Raw genomic sequence first — 18,579 nt, 5'->3', positions numbered from 1 at the left:
TGATTTTGTGGCAGGCACTAAAAAGCCGCTTCATCATTGAAGCGGCTTTTTTAATGTTTACTCAATTACTTATTTAACGCTAATTGTAACTCTCGGTTACGTTGTAATTGCGCTAAGAAGTTATCAGCAATCGGTTTAAACTTAGCTAGCTCATCACGCGGTAAAGGCTCTGATTTAGGTAGTTTGACCGTTTTCGGATTACGGTGTACACCGTTTACTAAGAATTCATAGTGTAAGTGTGGGCCAGTTACACGGCCAGTCGCACCAACCGTACCAATTTTTTGCCCCTGCTTCACTTTTTGACCTGTTTTTACCAGACGTTTGTTCAAGTGAAGGTATTTAGTTACATATTGAGTGCCGTGGCTAATAAATACGTAGTTACCATTGTATTTGCTGTAACCCGCTTTAATCACTTTACCATTACCCGATGAAACTACCGGTGTACCTGTGCGAGCAGCATAATCAATACCATTATGCGGCTTAACAGTTTTAGTTACAGGGTGTAAACGGCGAGGGTTGAAGCTTGAGCTAATATACTTAAAGTTAACAGGCGCGCGTAAGAAAGCTTTTTTCATACTACGGCCTTCAGGCGTATAGAAGTTACCATCAGTATGGCGAATCGCTGTATAACGTTCACCTTGGTTTATGAATTCTGCAGCAATGATTTTGCCATCACCAATGTATTCACCATCAACATAGTGGGTTTCGTAGATTAGACCGAATTGGTCACCCTTACGAATATCATTTGCAAAGTCGACATCCCAACCAAAAATATCGGCAAAGTTCATTATTTGGCGCTCGCTTAAACCTGCGGCAATACCCGATGTCCAGAAGCTGTTGCTGATTTCACCACCGGCAGACTTGCTGAGGGTTTCAATTTCTTTGCTGTCGATTGATGTATCGTAGTTACCTTCGTCATTTAATGTAACGTATAAGGTATCTGTTTTTGAAATTACATAACGAAGCTGCGCTAATGAGCCATCTTCGGCGGTTGCAAAACTTAAAATTTCACCCGGATGAATTTTTGTTAACTTGCGCGTTTCAGCGTTTGTGTTAACTAGTTTGTGCAGAGTTTGCGCTGAGAAGCCCGCGCGCTTAAAAATAAGAGCTAAATTATCGCCATTGCGAACTTCATGATCAACAAGCTCATATTCTGGAAGTTTTGCTGCTGCTTGCTCCGAATTTAGTTCAGTTAGTTTTTCGTTATCATCAACTTTAACTTGTAATTCGTAGCGTTTACCAATTTCAAGTGCGTTTGCACTGTTATCCTTTGAGGCGGTGGCTTTTTCAGAAGGCAAAAGTGCCAAGCCGGCAATAGCAGAAACCAAACCTAGAATGAGCAGTTTGTGTTTTTTGGGGAGTTTGTGCACTACATGAACCATAACGTGCCTTTTCTGCTGTCAAGAAAATTAATTACTAATATTGCAGGATATACCTAAAATAGCGCAAATACCAGTGTTTTGTAGATTTAAACTGGCGCTAATTTGCGCTAGAATTGGCCTGCGCGTTAAACTTTTTTGGTTGAATTTGCAGCATGTGTCGTCAGTTAAACTAATTTGCTGTTAGTTAACTAAAGTACCTTCAATAAAATGCAATAACGCGGTATAAAGAACAATCATGCGCGCTGCCTGCAGGGCTGTTTCTTAAACTATTTAAGTTAGGCTTTTTTTTAGTGTCACTCTTTTGATGCTAACTAGCTAAATTTTAAAGTTTTTAGCTCTATAATTATAACCCTGACAGGCCACCACGCCCCGGTAGCTGAATTTTTGGAGTAATACACAGTGGATTTACAAACCGCTCTAGCTGAGATAAAACGCGGTGCAGAAGAGATATTAATTGAAGACGAATTAGTTGAAAAACTAAAGTCAGGTAAGAAACTTAAGATCAAAGCGGGTTTCGATCCAACTGCGCCTGATCTGCATTTAGGTCATACAGTTCTTATCAACAAAATGAAAACCTTCCAAGACCTAGGTCACGAAGTGATTTTCTTAATCGGTGATTTCACCGGTATGATTGGTGATCCAACGGGTAAAAACGTAACACGTAAACCGTTAACTCGTGAAGATGTTTTAGCCAACGCTGAAACATATAAAGAGCAAGTATTTAAGATCCTCGATCCTGCTAAAACAACTGTTGCATTCAACTCTACTTGGATGGAGAACTTAGGTGCGGCAGGTATGATTAAACTGGCTGCGCGTCAAACAGTAGCACGTATGCTAGAACGTGATGACTTTAAAAAGCGTTATGCCAATGGTCAATCAATTGCTATCCACGAATTTTTATATCCACTGGTACAAGGTTGGGACTCAGTTGCATTAGAAGCTGACGTTGAGCTTGGCGGTACAGACCAACGCTTTAACTTACTAATGGGTCGTGAACTACAAAAAGACGAAGGCCAAAAGCCACAAACAGTGCTTATGATGCCACTGCTTGAAGGTACCGATGGCGTTCAAAAGATGTCTAAGTCATTAGGTAACTATATTGGTATTACTGATGAGCCGAACGATATGTTTGGTAAAGTGATGTCTATTAGCGATGAGCTAATGTGGCGTTACTATGACTTATTAAGTGCATTATCAATCGAAGAAATTGCAGCTCTTAAGCAGCGTGTTGCTGATGGTGCAAACCCGCGCGACATCAAGATTGAATTAGCGAAAGAACTGATTGCACGTTTCCACAGTGAAGAAGCAGCCGAAGGTGCTCATCAAGATTTCATCAAGCGTTTCCAAAAGAATGCATTACCAGATGAGATCCCTGAAGTGACAGTTACTATCGCTGAAGACACTGTGTTTATCACTAACTTACTAAAAGAAGCTAATCTTGTTGCAAGTACCTCAGAAGCGATGCGTATGATCAAGCAAGGTGCAGTTAAATTAAATGGTGAAGAAAAAGTAACGGATACTAAGCTTGAAGTTGCAAAAGGCACAACTCAGATTTACCAAGTAGGTAAGCGTAAGTTTGCTAAAATCACCTTAGCTTAATCAAGCTAATAGAAATAAAAAACCAGCTACGGCTGGTTTTTTTGTGCTTATATTTTGATTAGTTTGTGAATAGGCTAATTACTTCAATCCCGACTATCAGCAGTAACCAAAATGCTTTCGCTTGGTTTAAACGATTCACTAAAGCGGCAATATCATCAGCATTTGGTAAACGGTCGGTACCTACACGCATCTTATTAAATCGCTCTTCTTGATATAGCGCCGGACCGCCTAATTGCACTTGTAATGCCGCAGAGGTCACACTTAATAGCCAGCCTGTATTAGTTTGATAAAAGTGTCTTCCATAGTGCTTAATATAATGAATACTCTGCTTGCTGGCATTGCTTGCAGCAATCGTTAAAGCCAATAATCGAATGGGTAACCACTCTAATACAAACAGTAGTTTAGCTATGGTCGTTAAAAACGGGTTATTTGGCTTACGATTCTTACGCCATGCTTGATGTATTAAAGTGAGTAAGCGATAAACCAAAGCAAAGATAGCGCCGCCAATTATATAAAAGAAAATAACGGCAAAATAATGCCGCGCACTTTGCAGCACCAGTGACTCCATGGTGGCTTTACAAATTCCAGGAGCCGATAAACGTGAAACATCACGAGCAACAAGGCTTGTAAGTAGCTCTCTTGCTGTCGCTTTTTGATTTAGCTTAACTAATCTTGCTATCCGCAGTGATTTTTTCTCTTGGGCACGACTACTTAGTAATAAATACAAAATTAAGCCGTTTAATAGCTCAGGATAAAAAGCAAATTCTAAAAAAAGTACAACCAGTGTCACTATCACTAAAATGGTGAGAGTAAAAGCTAAGGTTGAGGCTAAATATTGATAGCTTTTGGGGTTCGTTGGGTTGTATAAACGCTCGCTAAGCGCAGAGAAAATAACGGTTAAAAAGGTATTAGGATGATACCAACTAACCAAAGGAAAAAAGCGCTCAGCTAAGAGCGCTACAAAAAATACAATAATGTCCAAATGGTTTTGAACAATATTTGCAATCACCTTATAAACTCACCGATGTTAGCTTCTCTAAAAGAGCAACAACCATTTTAGATGAGTTGATAGATGCAGTTTCGATATACTCTTCAAATGATTGCGGCGACTCTTTGCCAGCAATGTCAGACATTGAACGAATAACAACAAATGGTGTTTCTAGCACATGACAAGCTTGTGCAATTGCTGCACCTTCCATCTCTACTGCAAGCATAGTTGGGAATTCAGCACGTGTTTTTTCAATTCGTACCGGGTCACACATGAATGAATCACCAGTACAAATTAGGCCAATCATGGTTTTAACATCGCTGATTTGACTTACGCTTTGCTCTGCCGCTTCAATCAGTTTAGGGTGCGCAGCAAAGCCAGCTGGCATTTGTGGTACTTGACCGATTTCGTAACCGAATGCAGTTACGTCTACATCGTGGTGACGAACTTCTGAAGAAATAACCACATCGCCTACATTTAGCGATGGCTCAAAACCACCTGCAGAACCTGTGTTGATCACACAATCTGGGCTGAAGTTGTCGATTAGTAGTGTTGTTGCTACTGCAGAAGCTACTTTACCAATACCAGATTGAACTAAAGTAACTGTGTTACCCGCTAATTCACCAGTGTAAAAGGTAAAACCAGCTTTAGTCATGATGCTTGGGTTTACCATTGCTTCGCGTAAGATTTTTACTTCTGGCTCCATCGCGCCAATAATACCAACGTGCATAATATTTGATTCCTTAGATTGAATAGGATGATTATACCTAAAAATGCCCGAAACAAACAAAAAAGCAGACCTTAAAGTCTGCTTTTGCCAATATTATGACAGGTTATATTTCTGCAAGCGCCGTTGAGTGTGCTTTTGCTTGTGATGGTGATAATACCGCAGGTTTAGTAATGCGGTTGCGTGCAGGTCTTGCAGGCGCTGCTGCAGGTTTACCAAGTTTAAACATGATTGCATCACGTACTTCTCTTGGTTGATAGCCTGATTTTACCTTCATGCGAATATGCGGGATGCCCGCCGCTTCTAATGCGCCACTAACAAACCAATCACGTTGTGCTTTATGGCCGTCGCGGTTGGTGTTATTTACTAAATCAACCGCGGCAACAATGGTAAGTTTGTCTTTGTCGATAAGTACGTAATCTAACTGTTTGTTTTTGGCTTTAGCCATCGCAGCACGTTTTGCTTTGACAGATAAGCCTTGCTTGCAGTCGATTAAATCAATGAGTTTAACGCGGCTGACGATTTTATATTGGTCGCCTACAGCACGTTCTAGAAGATGTAAAAAAGCACTCTCAACTTGCGTAAAAACAGTTTGCTTACGAGTGAAAGGATAAGGGTTTCCGCCTTCATCGGTAAACTTTGACGCAACAACAGAGGCTACTACGACTAAAACTAAAATTGATAATAAAGCGAATTCCATATGGTAACTCCACAACAACAAATTGACACTCAAAATAATTAGCAATTAGTGTGCCTAAGTGTGCGGAGTCACCTGAATTTTTTAAGCTGTGTAGCCGCCAACAATTCCTTTAACAGCAATTGCCACTGCATCGTGGGCATGAAGTGATTCGTAGTGATTTATTTGTAGCCAGTAATCAGCGTAATTTTGCTCTTCGAGTAAGCCTTTAATTTTACGTGCAGCGTCTTCGCAGAACATTAGGTTTTGACCATTTAAGCGGGCAAACTCTTGCTCGTCTTCACGTTTAACGGCTGCTTGCACAGGCGTTTTAAGCTCTGCTTCTAAAGCATCAATCAAGCCAACCACATCAAAACTATCAATTTCGCTGTCGAGCTTTACTTTGACGTTTGCAATTGAGCGCTGTGAGTGTGGTGTAGCCACAATTCCATCCGTTGTGCCCAGCCATTCTAAAACAGTCTGCTTATCAATATCTTGCTCTGCAAACTTTTCGCTAAATGCATTTTGAATTAATTGTCGTGCAAGGGCTGCTGAGCATGGGCATGTTGACGAGTAGGTCACATCAACCATTAATTCAAAGCTTAATACACCTTGGTTTATTTTAGCGATTAAGTGGATAGGGTAGTTTTTCCAGCCCACTTTACCACTTAATAGTGATTTGCGGCGCAAAGGCAACTCAAATTTAAACTCGATCTGTGCTTTGTCACTTAGGTCATCATGACTACTGATAAAGGCATCAAGTGCTTGAGCAAGGGTTTGGGGATTAACTTGTTGCTCGGTTGATAAGGTATCAAGCGCCAAAAATAAACGCGACATATGAATGCCTTTGGCATCTTCTTTATGTAAATTAACAAAGGCGCGTGCTTTAGCAATTACATTTACTGGGGCTTGGTTACGAGTTTCAAAAATGAAAGGTAGTTCAATTTCACCCATGCCAACCCAGTCTAACTTACCCGTTTTTAACGCTGGGGCCGTATCAGCAATATCTGGCATTGTGGTTTGCATGGTAATACTCATTCTTTGCAATTAATAAAGCGCGATATTTTACATGAAAAAATATAAAAAGAAGTGCCATACGTGAAAAAATTATATGTTTATCGCACAATGTGAATATTTCTAAAGGATTAGTGATAAAATTAGCTATGCTGTTTTTTTCGATTATGTGCCTAAGCTTTAATATATGATTGATTCTTCTATGAGTCCGTGGGCTCGCACACTCTCAAGCTTTATTTCTAAATACGGTGAATTTAAGACCGCTGCGGCTTGCTATGCCTTATTATTAGTGATGTCGCTGATTTTATCTTGCATGTTTTATTATGTTGCAGTGGGGACTGTCACCTTGGTGGATGTTTTAGCGGTGATGTTTTTTACCGCAGTTGTATCGCCTATTTTGATTTCGGTGCTGCTAAATTCAATTCGCCAGCTCGAAGCATCATATAGCTATTTAGATAGTGCCACTAAGCAAGAAAAACTATTAAACCAAACGTTAAAAGACAATATCAGTCGCTTAAATGAAGAGATTGATGAGCGTAAAATGGCGTTTCACGCTAAGCACAGAGCAATTGAAGAGCTCAGACGTGAAATCGCTGAGCGCAAGAAAACTCAACAAGAACTCGCCCAACAAGGTATGTTATTGCGCTCAATTGTCGACTCCTCTCCTGATTTATTTTATTACCGTGATAACAACGGCGTCTTTGCTGGCTGTAATAAAATGTTTGAGCAAGTGATTGGAAAAAGTGGCGAAGAGTTAATTGGCAAAAGTGTAGAGGAAATCTACCCAAGTAATTACTTACCTGAAGTACTGCGCACCGACAAAAAAGTATCGCAAACGCACCAAGCCCTAACGCTTGATGTTGAATATCCCGTTAATGGTGAAAAGCGCTGGTTTGAGATGCGTAAGTTACCGTTTATTAACGAAAAAGGGGAATATATTGGTTTGCTCGCTTTCGGTCGTGATATCACCAGCCGTAAAGAAGCCGCACAAGCGCTTGAAGCAGCTTATAAAGACAAAGGGAAGTTTATTGCCACATTGAGTCATGAACTTAGAACGCCTTTGAATGGCATTGTAGGCTTAACACGCATGTTGCTTGATACCGAGCTTGATAAACAGCAGCGTAGTTGGTGTAACACAGTGTTTTCGAGTGCTGAAACCCTTGGTAATATTTTTAACGATATTATTGATTTAGATAAAATTGACCGTGAGCAGCTAGATATCGTTACTGACTCAGTAAATGTAGCTGACTTTATCAATGATGTTGTTAACTTTGCTGGCCTGATTGCTGAACAAAAGAGTCTTGATTTTAACATCAAACGAAAAGGCACGTTGGATGTGTATGCATCGCTTGATCCAACTCGGTTACGTCAAGTTGTGTGGAACTTAATAAATAATGCCGTTAAGTTTACACAGCAAGGTCATGTTGAGCTTGAATGTATTCGTGAAAATCGCCCAGATGGCCCTTGGTTAGTGATGCGTGTTAGTGATACCGGTCAGGGGATCCCGCAAGAACAACTACACCGTATTTTTGACATGTACTACAAAGCACCAGACATCAATGGCACCAATGCTATTGGCTCAGGTATTGGGCTTGCAGTAACAAAAGCACTGGTTACTGCGATGAAAGGTGAAATACATGTAAGCAGCACAGAAGGTGAGGGCAGCGTTTTTGTGGTAGAGATCCCACTTAAACTCTGCATTGCGCCTACAGAGCAAAATTATGCGGTTCGTAGTTTAAACATTCTACTTGTTGAAGATGTTCCGCTTAACGCTGAAATTGCCACAAATTTACTTGAGCAGCGTGGTCACGAAGTTATTTGGGCTGAAACCGGTGAAGATGCGCTGTCGTTTGTCTACACAGAAGATGACTTAGACCTCGTATTACTTGATATGCAATTGCCAGATATCAACGGTGATGAAGTTGCTCGCCAAATTCGTGACGATGAGCACTTTGATAACCTACCAATCGTTGCCTTAACTGCTAACGTGCGTAGTGCTGAAGAAGAGCTTGCTGGTATTAACATTCAAGGCGCGCTTGCGAAGCCAATTAATACAACCAAGCTTGATAAAATGCTTGGTGAGCTGTTTGATATTAAACAACAAAAAAGTTGTCAGTCAGAAACAATCAAGCCAGTGTCAGTCAAAGATTTGTCAGGTATCCGCGTTGAGTTACTTGATATTGAAACCATTGAAGACTTTGTTGGTTCAATGGGGTTAACTATCTTCAACCGTAGTTGTGAGCTGTTTAATAAGCTAAACCCACAATATCAAACTGAGCTTGCAGATGCGTTAGCAGCAGATGATAGAGAAGAGTACAAATCGGTGGCGCATAAATTAAAAGGCGCAGCTGGCTCTGTAGGCTTAAACGATGTTCAGTTACACGCTAAGAAGATGGAGCATGGAGCGCTTGAAGAAAGTAGTGAAGAGTTACAACAGTGGCTTGATGAACTAGCAGTTAAAATAAATGAAGGGCGCGAAGCCCTCCAATTATTTTTACAACAACTAGAAAATTAATTCTAATTAGCTGTCGATTTTACCGATGAAACGATAGCCTTCACCATGGATGGTGCTGATTAGTTCAGATGTGCTGTTATCGCTTTCAAAGTGTTTTCTGATACGACGAATTGTTACGTCTACAGTACGGTCGTTAGCGCGAAGCTCACGGCCAGTCATATGCTTGATTAATTGCTCACGGCTGAAAATACGGCCCGGTGAATCAAGCATTAAGCGTAGCGCACGATATTCACCTTTAGGTAAACGTTTAGCGTCACCACTTGGAGATGTTAAACAACGGCTGTTTTCATCAAGTTCCCAACCGTTAAATGTAATAACACCGTTTGTTTCGATATTTGCTTCTTCGCCGCCTAAAGCTGTGCGCGAAATTAGGTTGCGAGCACGGATAGTTAGCTCGCGCGGGTTAAATGGTTTTGTGATGTAATCATCAGCACCAATTTCTAGACCTAAAATGCGATCAACGTCGTTGTCACGACCTGTTAAGAAAATTAAACCCACGTTTCGTTTTTGACGAAGTTCACGTGCTAAGATTAGCCCGTTTTTACCTGGTAGGTTGATGTCCATAACTACAAGGTTCACATCATCATTATTTGTAAGCTTGTCATGCATATCATCGCCATCAATGGCTTCAATAACTTTGTAACCTTCAGCTTCAAATAAACTAACGAGGTTTAGTCGAGTTACGTCTTCATCCTCTACGATCAGAATGACTGGCGTTTGCATTGTATATTAACCTTTTCGGAAATTTTATTTACAAAAATTCGGTATTATCAAGCAAAACCGAATACTAGAGATTATAGGATTAGATCCAATTGTTAACAAGTAAAATCAATTTGGATAAAACTTAGCCATAGCTAACAATCGAGATTGCACTTTAAAGTTATGCTGCAATACGTGCTGCTTATTGATATACAGTCGGATTTTATTTCCTTCTTGAACCAGAGAGGCTATACCGCCATTTTCTAAAAAACTAATACTTTCGCCTATTGTTAAAGTATTTAATGAAATTGTATCGGTCCAAAGTGGAAGTATATCATTTTCTAATGTTTCATCAATGTATGTGATATCACAAACTTGAGAAAGTTCAGAAATTTGCTGAGTTTTTTTCACTAAAATTACTTTGATTGGTTTTTTGTTAATTTGCAGTTCATTTTTCTCTTTAAGATACGAGCCCGGACCATTTTCTAAATCGTAAAAACAAAATGTAACAGGGGGAGGATCTACTTGATCATCAAACTTGGTGAACTTGGCAATCTGATATAAAAATGCAGACTTAACTTGCTCTGGTGACTTTGCGAAAGCAGAGTTCACACTAAGCAAAAGAACGACTAAATAACACACCCAACGCATCACATGTCACCTTCATGCAAAGGTAGTGTGATTATAAAGTGCACGCCTTCTTGATTAAGCTCATCATATACAATCGTTCCTCCAAGCGCTTGGGTTACAAGGTTGTACACTAGGTGCATACCTAAACCGCTTCCGCCTTCACCTCGCTTAGTGGTGACAAAAGGATCAAAAATACGCTTCTTAATTGATTTATCAACACCAATACCATTGTCATAGTAATCGATAATAAGGCTGCTCTCGTTACGTTCAACGTTAAATCTAACTTCGTTGCCAATATCATCAGTAAAGCCGTGAATAACAGAATTGCTTAACAGTTGCTGTAATACTTGTTGTAACGGTCCAGATTTAGTTTCGATGCTAAAGTTACTATTACAATTGATGATGATTTTTGGGTTGCGGTATTGTATTTCTGAGCGCATCGACATAATTACATCACTTAATAAGTCATGCAGATTTATTTTGGTACTCATTTCTACATCTTGATTCACAGCTACTTTTTTAAAGCTAGAAACCAATTCTGCTGCACGGTTAAGGTTTCGATAAATTAAGTCGAGGTTTTCAATACCATCATCTATGAAACGCTTTAGGTGTGCTGAGGTTAAGGTTTTTTGCTCAAATAAACTGTTTATTTCTGCAAGTTTATCGCGAAGTAATGTTGAACCTGTGATACCTAAACCAATCGGCGTGTTAACTTCATGGGCAACGCCTGCGACCATTTGGCCAAGAGAGGCCATTTTTTCATTTTCTACAATTTGGTTTTGATATTGATGCATTCGCTCAAGGGTATTGAGTAGCTCTTGATTCGCTTCTCGTAGGGCGATTGTGCGCTGATTTACTTTTTCTTCAAGGCTTTGGTTCAGTTGCTTAATTTCTTGCTTGTCATTTTCATGGCGCTCAATCTGCTTTTGAGTACGGGCAAGCATGATATTTAAGCTATTAGCTAGTTGATTGATCTCGTCAACATTGGTTTTTTGCGCACGTGTTTCGTAGTTGTGGTTTCTAGATACGTCTTGCAGCAGGTTACTCAAATTATCGATTGGGCTTGCTATGCGTTTTTGAATGCGTCTAGAAACAAAATACACAATAACCAAGACAAAAAGAGTCAACAAAATATCGATAAAAATCTTCTTGTTAATATATTGGTTTAGTCTTTCTAAGTCACCACGGACATAGGCATAGCCAATCGTATTACCTTCATAAACAATAGGTTTTATTAGCTCTATCGCTTTATTTTTAAATTGAGGTTCTAATAGCTCATCAATATTATTAACTTTAATTGGTACTGGAGGGGTTCTTATTGCGTTAAAACTACTAAAGAATTTAGGCTTATTTGATAACTCATCAATAGCATAAATGTGCACATTTTTGATCATAGGCACAGATTCAAATAGTTTTAAACGCTCTGCTTCTGTTTCATTATCATCAAAAAGCACTGTTACTTGCGCATTGTAGGCAATGATTTCTGCAAGTAGGGTGATTTTATCAACGATTAACGCTTTTTGTTCTTTAACGTCAAGATAAGTCGATATCGAAATCGACAAAGATAGGCATAGCGCAGTGACGAGCATGACCGCATTTGCCAAAGCTTTACGAATACTTGTTTGTGCCGAAAATAGTGACATGCGCGATAGAAGGCCAATCTTTTTATATTGTTATTAAAAATTAAGTCTAGCAAAAACAGAAAAAGTAACTAAATATTTAATAAAATATTTTTGTTATGAATAAGCTATTTTACAAATTGTTATGAAGCTGAGTAAACGGCAAATTTAGTATTTTTAAAATCGGTGCTGTACTGGCCAAATTGCGCTTCTAAAATGGGTGGATATTTTAAGAAGCTGTTAGCAACAATGGTCAATTTTCCTTGCTTACTCAAGTGCTGCTTTGCAGAGCTTAGAAAGGCCTCGGCAATGGTGTAGTCTGTGGCAATACCCGTGTGGAAAGGCGGGTTACTGATAATTAAATCAAATTTACCCTCAATGCTTGCTAAACCGTCACTTAATATGGCTTCACCTTTGAGATTATTTAGTGCCAGTGTTTGCTCTGTGGCGTAAGTTGCAAGGGCACTTACATCGCTACAAACAAATTCTAGCTCAGGCTGCTTTAAACCTAAGTAGGTGGCAATTATGCCTGCCCCACAAGCAAAATCGAGCACTTTACCCTTGTTAATAGAAGGGGCATGGTTAAGTAGTACCGCGGTACCAACATCAAGAGCACCGTGATTAAATACCCCTGGTACACTGATAGCAGTGAATTCAGCATCACCAGCTTTAACTTGGAATTGTTTGTGATAGCGGCTGATATCGAAGTTATCATTTAACGTAAGCTCAGAGAACATATACAAAATACAATGCTTAGCACTATCGATTTTGTTACTAAAGCCACAGTGGTCCTTTAGTTGTTTCTCTGCTGATTTTACGCCGCTTTTATTTTCACCAACCACAAAAAGCTGAGCATCTTGCTGGCAAACAGCACGGATATTATCAAGGCACATTAGTGCCTCTGGCTTAGCTTTTGGGTAGTAATAGATAACTAAATCGTAGTTACCATTTGGAATAGTGTGATCAACCACAGCATGTACACCTGCAATTTTGCTGGCATACATGGCATTAGCGTGGTTATAACTGAACGCAGTAATTTTTGCGTCTGGGTTTAGCGTTTTAAGTTCGCGTAAAAAGCCATCTTGCTCAAAGTTAACCACTAAAATCGACTGGCCAACAAGTTCGTCTTCATTTCGAAGCAATAATAAACTTGGGTTGGTTAACTTACTCATGCTGCTTTTACCTTTTATTACTTAGTACGCTCAAACATCAAGTCCCATACGCCGTGACCTAAGCGATGACCGCGTTGCTCAAATTTTGTCAATGGACGTGAATCTGGGCGAGGAACGTAATCATTGGTTTCTGATTGGTTTTTGTAACCTTCAGCAACTTGCATTACTTCAAGCATATACTCGGCATAGTTTTCCCAGTCAGTCGCCATGTGAAAAACACCACCAATTTTTAATTTGCTACGTAGTTTTTGCGCAAACTCAGGCTGCACGATACGACGCTTGTGGTGACGCTTTTTATGCCATGGATCAGGGAAAAATAATTGCAGTTTAGATAAACTCTCATCAGCAATACAATCAGCAAGCACTTCAACTGCATCATGCTCGAATACACGTAAGTTGGTGATCCCTGCTTCGTCAGCGTCCATTAAACAAGCGCCAACACCAGGGCGATGAACTTCAATACCAATAAAGTTAAGCTCTGGTGCGTTTTTAGCCATTTCAACCAGTGATTTACCCATACCAAAGCCGATTTCTAGTACGACATCGTTATCGTTACCGAATACTTCTTTTAGATCGAGCATACCATTTTTATGCTCAAGGCCCATTGTTGGCCAACACTTTTCGATGGCGGCTGCTTGGCCCTTTGTTAGGCGACCTTCGCGCTTAACGAAACTACGAATCGTGCGGATATATTTACCCTCTTGCTTTGCTTGCTCGAGGTTTGGGTTACTTGAGTCATTCATATAATTTGGCCTGATAAAAAACACTGACTATAGAAAAAGGTTGCGTATTATCCCTGACCTGCGCCTTGAGTACAATAGTAAGAACCTGTTTATCTTTCGAGATTAATTTTGCAGCCATATGTGGGCTATTTGGCAAGGCGGAGTCGGTTCGACTTGCTTGGCCTAACTAACTGCAATAGACTTGGCCGCAATGAGCTTCAGCAAGTAAAGATGTTATTTTGAATTTAAGCAATAAGGAGTCAACTTGGTTTGCAAACCAAGTGGTTGACTGGTATCACCTTCACGGCCGTAAAACTCTTCCATGGCAGTTAAATAAAACCCCTTATAAGGTATGGATCTCTGAGGTCATGCTACAGCAGACTCAAGTCGTAACTGTTATTCCTTACTTTGAAAAGTTTATGCAAAGCTTTCCTGACATCATTGCGCTTGCAAATGCGGATGAAGATCAGGTGTTGCACCACTGGACTGGCCTTGGCTATTACGCTCGTGCACGCAACTTACATAAAACAGCAAAAATAGTTCGTGATAAATACCAAGGGCAATTTCCAACCACACTTGAAGAGGTGATGGACTTGCCGGGCATTGGTCGCTCTACTGCAGGGGCTATCTTGTCTTTATCGCTTGGCCAACATCACCCAATTCTAGACGGTAATGTAAAACGAGTACTGGCGCGCTTTTTTATGATTGAAGGCTGGTATGGGGTGAAAAAGGTCGAAAACCAGCTTTGGTCATTATCATCGCAATTAACCCCTAAAGAGTCGGTCACTGAGTTTAATCAGGCAATGATGGATTTAGGTGCAAGCCTTTGTTCGCGTAGTAAATTTGATTGTGAGCCGTGCCCTTTAAATAGTAAATGCCTTGCTTTTAATAAAGGCAAAGTTAAAGAGTTCCCACATTCAAAACCGAAAAAGGCAGTGCCTAAAAAGTCATGTCATCAGCTGATCCTAGCCTGTGACAATAAAGTACTTATGGAAAAACGCCCGAGTTCTGGAATATGGGGCGGCTTGTTTGGCTTTTTTGAGTTTAGCGAATTAACTGAACTAGAAACATTTTTAGCTCAGCAGGGTTTAACTGCAAATACGCAGGCACTTGAAGCCTTTACCCATGTGTTTTCACATTTTGAACTGACTATTAATCCGCATGTTTTAACATTGCCAAATATTCCAGATCTCATCAATGAGCGACAACTGGTTTGGTATCCGCTTGATGAGTCAGTTGAAGTTGGCCTTGCAGCGCCAACGAAAAAGCTGGTTAAACAATTAAGCACAATAGATTACAATAGCATCACGCAATAAGAGTAGAGAGCAATTATGGCACGTACAGTATTTTGTCAAAAGTTACAAAAAGAAGCTGAAGGCTTAGGCTTCCAACTATACCCAGGTGAGCTTGGTGAAAAGATTTTCAACAACATCAGTAAAGAAGCGTGGGGCCAATGGCAACACAAGCAAACGATGTTGATTAACGAAAAGCATTTAAACATGATGGACCCAGAGCACCGTGCTTTTTTAGAAGAGCAAATGGTCGGTTTCTTATTTGAAGGTAAAGACGTAGAAATCGAAGGCTACCGTCCACCAGAAAAATAAACCAAGAAAATAAAGTAAAAAGGGCCGTTATGGCCCTTTTTGATAAGTACTATTTGTTTTCTTGTTCGGCTTTTTGTATTTGCTCTTTTATATATTGAGCGACTTTAGAGTATTCAATTTCATAATTATCTCTAAGCTCAATTAATTCATCACTTGTAGGGTCTTCATTTTTACAGCGATGTTCAAATTGTTCAGCCAACTCAGCGACTTTCATTGCACCTATCGTTTTTGAGATAGATTTTAACTGGTGGCATGAGTTTATTATTTTCTCAAGATCAAGCTCGATAACCCCTGCATTTACTTCACGGCTAAGTTGATTACTTTGCTCTAAATACATTTTATAAAAGCGTAGCTTTTTAGCTTCATCATTATTTACGTATTTAGATAATACGCTCATATCAATAGGGATTGCAGGTTTAGGTGGGGCCAGTTTCACCTCTTCAGGGTTAGCTTTATAAGCACATTTATGAAGTGCGGCTTCAAGTACATTTAACTCAACAGGCTTTGTTATATAGTCATTCATTCCTACATTTAAACAGCGCTCTTTTTCGCCTTTAAGAGCGTTTGCTGTGATAGCAATTATGTAAGGTTGAGCATTAATGTCTTCGAGTTGAGATGCTTCATTGCGGATCTTTTCAACCATGTCATACCCTGACATTTTTGGCATGTGCAAATCAGTTAAAATAATTGAGTGATGGCCTGCTCGCCATATATTAAGACCTTTTTCGCCATTTTCAGCAAGCTCAACACCATAGCCTAACAAGTGAAGTTGATCTGTTAATACTTGCTGGTTTAGCACATTATCTTCTACTAAAAGCACGAGTTTGTTTTCGTCACGAGCTTGGTCAACGCTCAAGTAATCATTGAAAGATTTGGTTGAGACAACTTGTTTTGGTGTGTGTAAACCCGCAGCCACTAACAGCGACATCATGAAGTTTGACTTACAAAATGGTGACGCATTTAAGTAGAAGATATTTTTATGATTTACCGCCGCTTCATCTAATTTACTCAACACGATAACTTGCTGGTTATTATCTTCTAGTGTGTAGAGTAAACGGCGCAAGATATAGTTAATATCCTCCATTCCCTCTATACCATCGAGGATCCAGATAATGTTTTCGTTATCTTGTTCCGCCTCTATTAAATCATTGCTATCGGCAAAAACATGAGTCGCTCCCATAAAAGATAAATAACGGGCAAGCAAAGCTTTACGGCCACTATGTTGTGTTACCACAACAACACGATGGCCTTTCATTGTATGTCTGTGGGCGAGATCTACTTTACCTTCGGTGCTAAATGGTAAATCGACTACAAATTCACTACCAATACCTAAGTCACTACTAACAGAAATGCTGCCCAACATAAGTTCTGTTAAGCTTTTACAAATTGATAATCCTAAACCGGTACCACCATATTCTCGAGTAATAGAGCCTTCGGCTTGAATAAAGGGGTTAAAAATTTCACGAAGCTGGGCTTGCGTCATTCCTTTACCATTATCAGAAACAGTAAAACGCAATGTGTAATGATCGGTTGTGTTCTGAGCAACCTCAACAGATATTTTTACATGACCTTTTTTGTTTTCATCTGTGCTTGTGAACTTAATAGCATTACTACATAGGTTATAGAGTACCTGACGAACTCGAACGGTATCGCCGATTAAGTTTGTGGGAATATCGGGTGCTATAGCAAGTTCAAGTTCAAGGTTTCGTTTTTTTGCAACTGATGACAGAACGCGAGCTACTTCTTCAACAGTATCCGAAACAGAAAATGGAATATTATCTATATTAAGTTTACCTGCCTCAATTTTCGAGAAATCGAGAATATCGTCTAAAATACCTAATAAAGAAAACGCAGAATCACGGATAATAGTACTTAGCCTGTGCTGGGCACCATCAAGCTCAGTTTGGCGAAGTAAATCAATGGTTCCAATCACACCATTCATCGGTGTGCGAATTTCGTGACTCATGGTTGCCAAGAAGGTTGTTTTGGTCTCATTCGCTTGTTCTGCTTTTAAAGTTGCTTGTTCAAGCGCGAGAGTTCTGTTGTGTACTTCTGTTTCTAGGCCGCTTTGTAGTTTTTGCAGATCGGCTTGCGCTGCTTTGTTTTCTTTAATTGCGGATTGAACCTTTCTCAGCAATTGATTGATATTTTCAGCAACAATATCTAATCCGAACTCAAGATTCTCTGTAACATGCGTGTTGTAGTCTGCATTATTCGTGATCGCAATTAACTCTTGGCTTAAAGAGCCGCTACTTTTAGTAAAACGCTTATTGATAAATATACTCATCGCAATTGACAAAATTATCAGCGCTAATACAGCTAAAGCGGCTAAAGCATATGAAACCCCAGCTGATTGAACTACAGGCTGTTCAGTTGGATGCTGTTTAACTATAAGCTCGCCGACTGGTTGGTCGTTAAACTCAAGTACAGTATGAACAAGCATGTTTTGTTCGAGTTGCTGATTAACTTTACTTGCATCAATTCGCTCTTGATTACTTGCAAACACCAGTGAGACATCACCATTTACTTCATATCGGTATAAGTAGTAATCAAAATTATTGTTTAGCAACAAACTAACATCTAATACCTCTTTTACTTTATCTTGTCCTGGCATTGTTAATGCGCTTACCAAAGGAGCTGATAACTGAGATGCAACTTGTGATGCGGTGAGTTTGGGTTGTGATGATTGTTTTTCAGAATTGTTGGAAGGGTAAAAAGCTAGAGCAGTAACTGCTAAAAGTGTGATAACAAGATTCGTAATAATAAAAAGCGGCAACAGGCCTTTTACAGGAGAAGTTGATTTACTTCGCATAGCTTTAATCCAACAATTTATACTGCAATAGTAGGTATATTCTTGATAATTAGATAATCCTACCATCAATGAAGAAAAATTCACCACGTTTTTAGACTAGGAAATTGATTAAAAACATAAGACGTTGTAAAAGCGCATAAGTTTGTTGAATAAATAGTCTAAAAATCATTAAAAACAGCAATCTTGATTGAAAACTGTGCAAACAGATAGAATCCTCAAAAAATAGTTGACTTGAGAAGGCAAAACCCGTTTAATACGCCGCACGCCCAGATAGCTCAGTCGGTAGAGCACTGTGGAAGTTGTATTGAAAATCCTATAAGATTTTCAGCTTAAAACCGAAGTTTGCCCAGATAGCTCAGTCGGTAGAGCAGAGGATTGAAAATCCTCGTGTCGGTGGTTCGATTCCGCCTCTGGGCACCA

Annotated in this window: 15 protein-coding genes and 1 tRNA gene; 5 read left to right on the top strand and 11 right to left on the bottom strand. The window is 39.7% G+C overall.

Annotated elements, in window-relative coordinates:
* Nucleotides 1-65: 65 nt before the first annotated feature.
* Entirely contained in the window at nt 66-1,382 is a 1,317-nt protein-coding gene (locus ACSFVZ_RS17820; protein ID WP_135925837.1) for a peptidoglycan DD-metalloendopeptidase family protein, read from the bottom strand.
* Nucleotides 1,383-1,781: 399 nt separating this feature from the next.
* Between ACSFVZ_RS17820 and tyrS the strand changes: the two genes are divergently transcribed.
* On the top strand, nt 1,782-2,981 hold the full coding sequence (tyrS, locus tag ACSFVZ_RS17815; protein WP_135925836.1) for a tyrosine--tRNA ligase: 1,200 nt from the start codon (nt 1,782-1,784) through the stop codon (nt 2,979-2,981).
* A gap of 58 nt (nt 2,982-3,039) precedes the next feature.
* On the opposite strand, the gene ACSFVZ_RS17810 is transcribed toward tyrS, so the two are convergent.
* The 4 genes from ACSFVZ_RS17810 to folE2 all read right to left on the bottom strand — a co-directional run bounded on the left by ACSFVZ_RS17810 (nt 3,040) and on the right by folE2 (nt 6,398).
* Complete coding sequence (locus tag ACSFVZ_RS17810; protein WP_435559352.1) at nt 3,040-3,990, bottom strand: cobalamin biosynthesis protein CobD/CbiB; 951 nt, start codon at nt 3,988-3,990, stop codon at nt 3,040-3,042.
* Nucleotide 3,991: 1 nt separating this feature from the next.
* Complete coding sequence (gene mtnN / locus ACSFVZ_RS17805; protein ID WP_054551291.1) at nt 3,992-4,699, bottom strand: 5'-methylthioadenosine/S-adenosylhomocysteine nucleosidase; 708 nt, start codon at nt 4,697-4,699, stop codon at nt 3,992-3,994.
* 103 nt (nt 4,700-4,802) lie between these two features.
* Nucleotides 4,803-5,396 (bottom strand): DUF2726 domain-containing protein, encoded by a 594-nt coding sequence (locus ACSFVZ_RS17800; RefSeq protein ID WP_062564930.1) that lies wholly within the window; start codon nt 5,394-5,396, stop codon nt 4,803-4,805.
* 81 nt (nt 5,397-5,477) lie between these two features.
* Nucleotides 5,478-6,398, bottom strand: a complete 921-nt coding sequence (folE2, locus tag ACSFVZ_RS17795; RefSeq protein ID WP_235382779.1) for a GTP cyclohydrolase FolE2 — start codon at nt 6,396-6,398, stop codon at nt 5,478-5,480.
* A gap of 175 nt (nt 6,399-6,573) precedes the next feature.
* On the opposite strand from folE2, the gene arcB reads away from it, so the two are divergent.
* Nucleotides 6,574-8,901: an aerobic respiration two-component sensor histidine kinase ArcB gene (gene arcB, locus ACSFVZ_RS17790; protein WP_138558648.1), complete on the top strand. Its 2,328-nt coding sequence runs from the start codon at nt 6,574-6,576 to the stop codon at nt 8,899-8,901.
* A gap of 6 nt (nt 8,902-8,907) precedes the next feature.
* Here the strand turns inward: arcB and arcA are convergent, their stop codons facing one another.
* From arcA to trmB, 5 genes are all read right to left on the bottom strand, one after another.
* Complete coding sequence (gene arcA, locus ACSFVZ_RS17785; RefSeq protein WP_054551295.1) at nt 8,908-9,624, bottom strand: two-component system response regulator ArcA; 717 nt, start codon at nt 9,622-9,624, stop codon at nt 8,908-8,910.
* A 105-nt stretch (nt 9,625-9,729) separates the two neighbouring features.
* Nucleotides 9,730-10,251 (bottom strand): YfiR family protein, encoded by a 522-nt coding sequence (locus tag ACSFVZ_RS17780; RefSeq protein WP_135925830.1) that lies wholly within the window; start codon nt 10,249-10,251, stop codon nt 9,730-9,732.
* Nucleotides 10,251-11,873, bottom strand: coding sequence for a sensor histidine kinase (locus ACSFVZ_RS17775; protein ID WP_435559351.1), 1,623 nt, complete (start codon nt 11,871-11,873; stop codon nt 10,251-10,253). The genes ACSFVZ_RS17780 and ACSFVZ_RS17775 overlap by 1 nt, the downstream gene beginning before the upstream one ends.
* A 119-nt stretch (nt 11,874-11,992) precedes the next feature.
* Nucleotides 11,993-13,021 (bottom strand): methyltransferase, encoded by a 1,029-nt coding sequence (locus tag ACSFVZ_RS17770; protein WP_235382781.1) that lies wholly within the window; start codon nt 13,019-13,021, stop codon nt 11,993-11,995.
* A gap of 17 nt (nt 13,022-13,038) precedes the next feature.
* A complete protein-coding gene (gene trmB, locus ACSFVZ_RS17765) occupies nt 13,039-13,764 on the bottom strand; it encodes a tRNA (guanosine(46)-N7)-methyltransferase TrmB (RefSeq protein WP_435559350.1) in 726 nt (241 codons plus the stop codon).
* Between the two features lie 218 nt (nt 13,765-13,982).
* Here trmB and mutY point away from each other — a divergent pair, with 218 nt between their 5' ends.
* Nucleotides 13,983-15,059 (top strand): A/G-specific adenine glycosylase, encoded by a 1,077-nt coding sequence (mutY, locus tag ACSFVZ_RS17760; protein ID WP_435559349.1) that lies wholly within the window; start codon nt 13,983-13,985, stop codon nt 15,057-15,059.
* A gap of 15 nt (nt 15,060-15,074) precedes the next feature.
* On the top strand, nt 15,075-15,347 hold the full coding sequence (locus tag ACSFVZ_RS17755; RefSeq protein ID WP_036970432.1) for an oxidative damage protection protein: 273 nt from the start codon (nt 15,075-15,077) through the stop codon (nt 15,345-15,347).
* Nucleotides 15,348-15,396: 49 nt separating this feature from the next.
* Here the strand turns inward: ACSFVZ_RS17755 and ACSFVZ_RS17750 are convergent, their stop codons facing one another.
* Nucleotides 15,397-18,159, bottom strand: coding sequence for an ATP-binding protein (locus ACSFVZ_RS17750; RefSeq protein WP_435559348.1), 2,763 nt, complete (start codon nt 18,157-18,159; stop codon nt 15,397-15,399).
* A gap of 344 nt (nt 18,160-18,503) precedes the next feature.
* Here ACSFVZ_RS17750 and ACSFVZ_RS17745 point away from each other — a divergent pair.
* Nucleotides 18,504-18,579: transfer RNA gene (locus ACSFVZ_RS17745), tRNA-Phe, on the top strand.

Origin of the sequence: Pseudoalteromonas nanhaiensis, from assembly GCF_051235485.1 — a bacterium.
In the GTDB taxonomy this organism is placed as follows: domain Bacteria; phylum Pseudomonadota; class Gammaproteobacteria; order Enterobacterales; family Alteromonadaceae; genus Pseudoalteromonas; species Pseudoalteromonas lipolytica_C.
This window is presented reverse-complemented; position numbering and strand designations above follow the sequence as displayed.